The organism is Peptostreptococcus sp. (assembly GCF_977045075.1).
In genome coordinates this window covers 1-9,110 of sequence record NZ_CDRRTB010000074.1, presented here as the reverse complement: position 1 = coordinate 9,110, position 9,110 = coordinate 1, and the positions used below count along the sequence as shown (strand labels likewise).

Annotated in this window: 9 protein-coding genes and 1 riboswitch; all 9 genes read left to right on the top strand. The window is 38.5% G+C overall.

The window, feature by feature from the left end; translation table 11 throughout:
- Positions 1-1,010 (top strand): heavy metal translocating P-type ATPase (locus tag ACW6OJ_RS06475; RefSeq protein ID WP_456096071.1); only part of this gene is annotated, 1,010 nt, incomplete at its 5' end.
- Position 1,011: 1 nt separating this feature from the next.
- Positions 1,012-1,863, top strand: coding sequence for a hypothetical protein (locus ACW6OJ_RS06470; RefSeq protein WP_314515818.1), 852 nt, complete (start codon positions 1,012-1,014; stop codon positions 1,861-1,863).
- Positions 1,864-1,949: 86 nt separating this feature from the next.
- Positions 1,950-2,222, top strand: coding sequence for a hypothetical protein (locus ACW6OJ_RS06465; RefSeq protein WP_293429040.1), 273 nt, complete (start codon positions 1,950-1,952; stop codon positions 2,220-2,222).
- Between the two features lie 141 nt (positions 2,223-2,363).
- A complete protein-coding gene (locus tag ACW6OJ_RS06460) occupies positions 2,364-3,674 on the top strand; it encodes an ISL3 family transposase (protein WP_456096070.1) in 1,311 nt (436 codons plus the stop codon).
- Positions 3,675-3,979: 305 nt separating this feature from the next.
- A riboswitch (FMN riboswitch) is annotated at positions 3,980-4,092 on the top strand.
- A gap of 170 nt (positions 4,093-4,262) precedes the next feature.
- A complete protein-coding gene (ribD, locus tag ACW6OJ_RS06455) occupies positions 4,263-5,381 on the top strand; it encodes a bifunctional diaminohydroxyphosphoribosylaminopyrimidine deaminase/5-amino-6-(5-phosphoribosylamino)uracil reductase RibD (protein ID WP_456096069.1) in 1,119 nt (372 codons plus the stop codon).
- Positions 5,366-6,022, top strand: a complete 657-nt coding sequence (ribE, locus tag ACW6OJ_RS06450) for a riboflavin synthase (RefSeq protein ID WP_455105108.1) — start codon at positions 5,366-5,368, stop codon at positions 6,020-6,022. The genes ribD and ribE overlap by 16 nt, the downstream gene beginning before the upstream one ends.
- A 9-nt stretch (positions 6,023-6,031) precedes the next feature.
- Positions 6,032-7,237, top strand: a complete 1,206-nt coding sequence (locus ACW6OJ_RS06445; protein ID WP_456096068.1) for a bifunctional 3,4-dihydroxy-2-butanone-4-phosphate synthase/GTP cyclohydrolase II — start codon at positions 6,032-6,034, stop codon at positions 7,235-7,237.
- Positions 7,238-7,431: 194 nt separating this feature from the next.
- On the top strand, positions 7,432-7,893 hold the full coding sequence (ribH, locus tag ACW6OJ_RS06440) for a 6,7-dimethyl-8-ribityllumazine synthase (RefSeq protein ID WP_314497784.1): 462 nt from the start codon (positions 7,432-7,434) through the stop codon (positions 7,891-7,893).
- A gap of 196 nt (positions 7,894-8,089) precedes the next feature.
- Positions 8,090-8,776: a Crp/Fnr family transcriptional regulator gene (locus ACW6OJ_RS06435; RefSeq protein ID WP_455105106.1), complete on the top strand. Its 687-nt coding sequence runs from the start codon at positions 8,090-8,092 to the stop codon at positions 8,774-8,776.
- Positions 8,777-9,110 lie beyond the last annotated feature (334 nt).

The window sequence follows — 9,110 nt, the reverse complement described above, 5'->3', positions numbered from 1 at the left end:
CATCAGTTAAGAATGGTGTCTTGATAAAGGGTGGTGCCTTTATTGAACAGTTAAGTATGACTGATACAGTTGTATTTGACAAGACAGGTACTATTACAGAAGGTAAGCCAAGGATCAAGGATGTATTCATAGAAGAAGGTAATGGCTATACAGAAAGAGATCTAGTTAGCTATGCATGTGCAGCAGAGGAAGCTTCTTCCCACCCATTATCATACTGTGTACTAGAGTATGGTAAGCTATTGGGAGTGCAGATTCCTAAGCATGGCCCTATAGAAACTGTAGTAGCAAGGGGTACATCTACTGAAGTAGATGGCAAGATGGTACGTGCCGGTAACCTTAAGTTTATGACAGAAAATGGCATAGAGCCATCTAATGAAGCCATAGAATTTGCTATGAGCTCCACTCCAATCTTTGTCTCATATGGAGACGACTTTATAGGAGTGTTAGGTGCCTTTGACAAGCCTAGAAAGAATATAAAGAGAGCCATCAACATGATGCGTTCAAATGGTATAAATGAAGTGGTAATCCTAACTGGAGATATGAAGAAGCAGGCCCAGGAGGTAGCAGCCAAGGTTAATGCAGATAGCTTTAGGGCTGAGCTTTTACCAGAGGACAAGGCCAATGAAATACTAAAGATGAAGTCAGAGGGTACTGGCGTAATAATGGTTGGAGATGGTATCAATGATGCCCCAGCCCTATCATATGCCAATGTAGGTATATCACTAGGCAGTAAGTCTACTGATGTAGCTATGGAGACATCTGACCTAGTAATACATTCTGATGACCCAATAATGATTCCAAGGGTTATCGACCTATCTCACAAGACTATGGATATAGTAAAGCAGAACTTTGCCCTAGTAGCAGGTATAAATACTGTAGGTCTAGTCTTGGGAGCAACTAGTAATATATCTGTATTCTGGAGTGCTGTAATGCACAATATGAGTACAATATTGGTGGTTGGAAACTCTTGTAGATTATTGTTCCACAAGTCCTTGAGGGGAGGAATGTAGGATGGTCAAGCATTGCCCTGAAAAGAATATAGATGTTGATGTGGTTTTTTCTGTATCAGGTAGACTGAGAATGAGGGTTGTAAATGAACCTAAGAATCCACTAGATATATTAAACAAGCTAAAGGAAAAAACTAAGATTATCAGGGGTAGTTACACTGGTCCTACAAGGACCTTTGTACTTGAATATGACAAGGACATTACAGACCTTAATCAGTTGATACTTACTTTCTGTGGCTTGTACTCTAGGGACATAAAGGAAAACCAGATTAAGCTTAACTACAAGATATCTAACAAGCACGCAATGGGCTATAGTTCACTTGTTTCCCTGGCCTTTATAATAATTGACCTAGGTATGAACTTTATAGGTCTGGGAGGACAGGCCCTTAATGAAGACGGTACTGTATCTACTATTGGTCTAGGACAGGCTACAGGTCTTGCAAGCAGAGTGTTCGGTAGCCTAAATACATATAGGAACTTCGTAAGGTGGGGTGCCCTAGTGACTACTATTGGAGCCATCTTTGAGCATGGTTACAAGGAGTTGAACGAAAATGGTGCCTTTGACCCTGAGGTAATGTCAATCATGTACTTGATTACGTCCATAAACGAGGTTACGGCAGTAAATGGTACAACTAATATGAGCCTATATTCACCAGCCATTGCCTGGTTATTGACATTCGGTCGTCATATATTGACAAGACAGGAAAGGTCAATCCTGATTGAAACATATGAGGATGAAGATGGTGAAATAAAGGTGGCAGAAGAAGAAAGCAAGTCTTACTTCTACAAAAAGTTCATCAGCTCATGCTTTGATGCATACCAGAATGTAAACTTTAGAAGGGGTATTTCAAAGTAGGAGTATATTTATAGGAGAGGATTGTATTAATCCTAAATTAATACTTAATATATTAAATTAATTAACATTATAAGGAGGATTTTGGTATGATGTTTAGTATTGGTAATAGAAGTGATGTTTTAAAGGGTGTTGCAATTGGTGTTGGTGTATGCGCTATTGCTTATGTAGCATATAAGAAGAACGAAGAAACAGTTAATGCTTTCTTAAACGAACACGGATTCAACATTGAAGGAAATGCTGGTTCAGACTACTATTCAATGTCACTAGAAAAGTTGATGGAAACTAAGGAAACTATAGAAGATATTATAGCTGAAAAAGACCTTTCTGGTGTTACAATAGTATCAACTGAAGATAAGTAAGATTTTTATTGGTTGTATAATATTTAGCGTTGGTGAGAGAAAATTCTCTCCCAACGCTAAATTTTTTGCAAAAAAATAGGAACACACATCAAATCTCGTGTATAATTTAAATCACCACAAAATAAAAAAAGGAGAAATGATATGTGTTCTAATGCTAGTATAACAGAAATCTTAGGAATTAACGATAAAAATTTAGTAATTTTAGGTAACGAAAAAGAAAATATCAAGGGGATAGAATATACAGTACTAAGGGGAAAGCTTTCATATAGGCCAGCTTGCTGCCCTAAATGTGGTATAGTCAATGAAAATTATGACATAATTAGAAATGGGAGTCAGACTGTAAAAATACTTTTTAATAGGGTCAATACAAACCCTTTGATATTGATGGTTAAAAAGCAGAGGTTTTTCTGTAAGCATTGCGAGTCAACATTTATGGCCAAAACACCTATCGTAGATAAGGGGTGCTTCATATCGAATGATGTTAAGAGATCTATAGTTTTAAACCTATGTGAGACTAAGTCAATGGACTTAATTGCAAGAGAACACTGTGTATCTCCTACTAGTGTTGCCAGAATACTCCGTTTAACTGAAGATAGGAGAAGAAAAAATTACCTTCCTAGGATTCTATCAATAGATGAATTTAAGTCAGTAAACACAGTTGATGCGTCTATGAGTGTAAATTTAACCGATTTAGAAGGCGGTCATATTTTTGATATCCTGGCAGATAGGAAACAAAGATACCTCTTTGAGTATTTTAATTCCTATCCCTTGGAGGTCAGAAAAAGGGTAGAATATGTGACTACAGACATGTATAGGCCATATATTGATCTTGCCAAGAAGGTCTTTCCAAATGCCAATATCGTAGTGGATAGATTCCACATAGTACAGCTCTTGACAAGAGAGTTAAACAAGCTAAGAATAAACGAGATGAAGAAGCTTAATACCAGGTCTAGAGAGTATAAAATACTGAAGAGATACTGGAAAATACCACTTACAAAGAACTGGGAGTTAAACAGTATATATTTTTACAAGAACATACACTTTAAAAATATGACTAGTTCAGCTGACATATTAGGCTACATATTAGGAAAATTCCCCAACTTAAAAGAAGCCTATGTTTTTTATCAAAACTTCCTATTAAGTATATCTAATAATGATGTGAATATGCTTGAAGACATTCTAAATACTAGGAATGATAAAATACACATGTGTTTTAGGAAGAGTATAAAAATCCTTAAAAAGCTTAGAAAATATGTGGTAAATTCACTCAAATATGACTATACGAATGCAATTGTAGAGGGTAAGAATAATAAGATAAAGGTAATTAAAAGAGTATCCTACGGATACAGGAGTTTTAGGAATTTTAAGGCAAGGATAATGCTAATGGAAAGGTATAAAATACAAAAGGGCAACATCCATAGCTATAAGTTTGCTATGGATGCTGCCGCATAATTTAATAGATTTTATTGATTTAAATTATCACCAACGTTATTTGATATAGAGCCAATTTAAGTTGTCTAAATTGACAAAATTACCATAGAAGGCAATTTACAGAAAAAATTCTATACTCTTTATGCAAAGATATAATAGCACAGCTAAGATCAGTCTTAATTTTAAAAGTCCTAATGAAATAGTATCCGAGTATTTCTCAAAGTGTAACATATGTCTTGATAACTAAGACTAAAAGAAACTAAAAATTCTAAAGACTGTTGACAAGGTTTTCATAATATGATAAATTAAACTTGTAAGAAAGTGAATATAATCTTCAGGGCAGGGTGCAAGTCCCTACCGGCGGTAAAGCCCGCGAGCGCAAGCTGATTTGGTGAGATTCCAAAGCCGACAGTTAAAGTCTGGATGAAAGAAGATATTGTGTATATTTATGATACAAAAAATTGCTCTGAAATGTTTTTTAAACATTTCAGATTTTTTTTACAAGGACTAGTCTTGTTTTATGGTATTTTTTGTGCCACAATATATACACTACTAAAGGATTTATGCCCTGGACTATATGTTCAGGGATTTTTTTATGGGGGGATTCATATGGATGAGCTATATATGAGGATGGCTCTTGAGCTAGCAGAGAGGGCCTGTGGATACACCAACCCTAATCCCATGGTTGGGGCTGTAATAGTTAAGGATGGTCAGGTCTTAGGTAAGGGCTACCATACCAGGTGTGGTTGTCTACACGCAGAGAGGGAGGCCCTAAAGGACTGCCAGTCTAGAGGTGTAGATGTTAAAGGGGCAACTATGTATGTTACCTTAGAGCCTTGTTGCCACTATGGAAAGACTCCACCTTGTACCCAGGCCATAATAGAAAATGGTATAAAGAAGGTAGTGGTGGGTTCGCTTGATCCTAATCCCAAGGTGGCAGGTCAGGGAATAAGGATACTCAGAGACCATGGCATAGAGGTTGTAACTGGTCTTCTTGAAGATGAATGTGATGACCTAAATGAGGTCTTTATGCACTATATAAGGGATAAGAAGCCCTTTGTAGTAATGAAGTATGCAATGACTGCTGATGGTAAGATAGCCACAAGGACAGGCAAGTCCCAGTGGATAACAGGTCCAGAAGCAAGGGCCCAGGTCCATAGGGATAGGCATAGGTATTCAGCCATTATGGTTGGTATAGGAACTGTCCTGGCAGATGACCCTACCCTAAATTGCAGGCTAGAGGGTGGGCTTAGTCCGACTAGGATAATATGCGATACACATTTGAGGATTCCTATGGGGTCTAATATAGTGGGAACAGCCAATAGTTATCCTACGATTATAGCAACAAGGTCAACTGATAGGGACAAGATAGCCAACCTAGAGAAGGCAGGCTGCCAGATCCTAGTCCAGGAGGGACCGGGACCAGGTATAGATCTAGTAGACCTAATGGATAGGATAGGGGCTATGGGACTGGATTCAGTCCTACTAGAGGGGGGAGGCCAGCTGAACTGGTCAGCCCTTGAGGCAGGCATAGTTTCTAGGGTCCAGGTATATATAGGCAACAAGATCTTTGGTGGAAAGGATGCCAAGTCGCCAGTTGGAGGATATGGAGTTGACCTACCAGACCAGGCAAGGGCCTTGAGGCTTAAGAGTATAGAGGCCTTTGGTCCTGACCTACTGATAAACTACATTGTAGAAAATGAGGTGGTTGAGTGTTTACAGGAATAATAGAGGAAATAGGAAGTGTAAAGGCTATAGCAAGGGGAACTAATTCAGCAGTCCTGACCCTGTCAGCCAAGAGGGTCCTAGAGGATGTCAGCCTGGGAGATAGTATAGCAGTAAATGGGGTTTGCCTAACTGTGACTTCCTTTAGTAAGGACCAGTTTACAGTTGATGTCATGCATGAGACCATGACTAGGTCATCCCTGGCTAGCCTAAAGACGGGATCTAGGGTAAATCTTGAAAGGGCCATGCAGGCTAATGGACGTTTTGGGGGTCATATAGTATCTGGTCACATTGATGGAACAGGCAAAATCCTATCTGTAAAGAAGGATGATAATGCGGTCTGGTACCAGATAGGTGCAGATAAGAAAATACTGAAGTACATCATTGAGAAGGGGTCTATAACTATAGATGGTATAAGCCTGACAGTAGCCAAGGTAAGTGATAGAGATTTTTCAGTATCCATAATTCCCCACACTCTGGCTAATACTATACTGGACTATAAGGGTCAGGGACATATAGTAAACCTGGAAAATGACTGTATAGGTAAGTATGTTGAAAGGCTGATGAGCTTCGGTAACTTGGGTAGCAGGGAAGCAGACAAGCATGAAATAACAAGAGAATTTTTATTGAAAAATGGTTTTTAGGAGGATGAAATGTTTAAGCTTAACACAATTGAGGAAGTATTAGAAGACCTAAGACAGGGAAAGATGGTCTTGGTTACAGATGATGAAGACAGAGAAAATGAAGGTGACCTAATCTGTGCAGCAGAGTTTGCTACTACAGAAAATATTAACTTTATGGCTAGCTATGGAAAGGGGCTAATCTGTATGCCAATGAGTGCAGAATATTGCAAGAGGTTGGGCCTTGAGCAGATGGTGGTAAATAATACTGACAACCACGAAACAGCCTTTACCGTATCTATAGACCATGTTGATACAACTACAGGCATATCAGCAGTTGAGAGAGGCTTCACTGCTAGGGCCTGTGTAGCTGACGATGTAAAGCCAAGTGACTTCCGTAGACCAGGACATATGTTCCCCCTAAAGGCTAAGCCTAATGGTGTCTTAGAGAGGAATGGACATACAGAGGCTACTGTTGACCTAATGAGACTAGCTGGCCTAAAGGAGTGTGGCCTTTGCTGTGAAATCATGAAGGAAGACGGAACTATGATGAGAAAGACCGACCTTATAGAGATGTCCCAGGAGTGGGGGCTAAAGTTTACCTCTATAAAGGCCCTACAGGAATACAGGAAAAAGCACGACAAGTTAGTAGAGTGCTCAAGCAAGGTAAAGATGCCAACTAGGTTTGGAGATTTTACAGCCTATGCCTATATAAACAAGTTAAATGGGGAGCACCATGTAGCCCTAGTAAAGGGGGACATAGGTGATGGTAGAGACATACTTTGCAGGGTTCATTCAGAGTGCCTAACAGGTGATGTATTCGGATCAATGAGGTGCGACTGTGGTAAGCAATTTGAATCCGCTATGGAGGCCGTAGAAAAAGAAGGTCGTGGAATAGTCCTTTATATGAGACAGGAGGGACGTGGTATTGGCCTAGTAAACAAGCTAAAGGCCTATGCCCTACAGGACCAGGGGATGGATACCCTAGAAGCCAACCTAGCCCTAGGCTTTGAAGGAGACTTGAGGGAGTACTTTACAGGTGCTCAAATCCTAAAGGACCTAGGAGTAAAGACTATGAGGCTATTGACTAACAATCCTGACAAGGTATACCAACTATCAGACTATGGTATGGAAATTGTTGATAGGGTGCCAATAGAAATAAAGGCTACAGACCATGACAGGTTCTACCTACAGACTAAGAAGAACAAGATGGGTCATATACTTGAAATAGCAGAATAGTTCAAGTAGCTATTAAAAAAGATGAGTATGGGCAATAGAGAAAAGTATAGATGAAAAGATGATAGTAAGGATATAAAAAGTCTAAATTAAAATAAGATAAGAAAATTTAGATTAAAATAAGATAAGAAAGTCTATATTAAAAATGAGACAGGTATAAGTCGATATAAAATTTTAGAAAAATCGGAGGAAAGAAAATGAATTATATACAAGGAAATTTAGTAGCAAAGGAAGTAAAGATAGGAATAGTGGCAGCACGTTTTAATGAGTTCATAACATCTAAGTTGCTTTCAGGTGCCCAAGATGCCCTAGTAAGACATGATGTTAAAGATGACAATATAGATGTGGCCTGGGTACCAGGTGCCTTTGAAATACCCCTAATAGCTGACAAGATGGCCAAGTCTGGCAAGTATGATGCAGTAATCTGCCTAGGAGCAGTAATCAGGGGTAACACTAGCCACTATGACTATGTATGCAACGAGGTTTCAAAGGGTATAGCCCATGTATCGCTTGAAAGTGGAATACCTGTAATGTTTGGTGTAGTAACTACTGAAAATATTGAACAGGCCATTGAAAGGGCTGGTACAAAGGCAGGTAACAAGGGCTTTGATGTGGCAGTTGGTGCTATTGAAATGATCAACCTGATAAACAACCTATAGGATTTTAGAATTGTAAGTAGGTCTAGATTACTAGGGCTAGGCCTATTTTTTGTTTAGACTTATAATAAATATTCTAGCTTATAAAATGACATATATAATAAAATATGGTAAAATTAACTATAGGGACCATATTAAAGGGCATCCCTAACTTAATGATATATGACGATTATGTGTAGTTTTAGAAAGAAGGATGCATATGAAAGCTAAGATTGAAGAAGTATGCGGAGTCAAGGTATTCGATGGTATATCTGATGAAAGTTTAAATAGGATACTAGCCTGTGGTGATATTGTGGACTTAAAGAAAAATGCTTGTTTATACCATGATAGACAGGACCTATATTATGTGTATTTTTTGCTAGAGGGTAAGGTTACCCTTGTAAAGCCTAATGAAAATGGAGAGAGCAAGGTTGTCTTTATCTTAAATCCAGGCGACACGATCAACCAGCCTGTTATGAGAAATAATAAATCAGCCGTTGAGTGCTGGGGCTTTGAGAGGTCAAGGATACTGAGGGTAGGCTTTGATGATTTTGATGAAATAATGTCCAAGGACTATGTATTGGCAAGAAACTGCATGGCCTATATGGAAAATAGGATAAGGAGGCTATATAGGCAGCTTAAAAACTCAGTGACTATAAATATAGAAAAGAGGCTGGCTGCTAAGCTGGTGAGGCTAGGACTAGACTATGGTAGCAAGATCGATGGCTCGTCTATGACCATGATAGACCTAAATCTGACGGTTACCTATCTGGCCAAGATGTTGGGATGTCAGAGGGAGTCTGTATCTAGGGCTATGAAGTCCTTAACCAATAAGGGTATAGTTGAGCTAGAGGGAAGGAAGATAAGTGTGGATATAGATAAAGCCAGAGGATTCTTTAAAGCATGATAGTAAATATCATTTACAGACAAGTAATACTAATGATTTTCATAAAAGAATAAAAAAATTTTGACAATTTGATATTTTATAAGAAAACTGTGACTTATGTTACAGTTTTTTTTTTATCAAACTGCTATTATTGAATTATCAATTATTATATCAATTGACAAAGCCCCGTCTTTGTCCTTAAATTAAAAATTTAGAATAATTTTCTAAAGGAGGTAAGTTGCATGAAATTAGAGTTAAATCTCGAATCGTTTGACAAGGGGTTGGAGGTCCTAAGCAAGGAATATAGGATATTCGCTCCAAAGGCTTTCCCTCAGAGGGGAACTTACTCAGATAC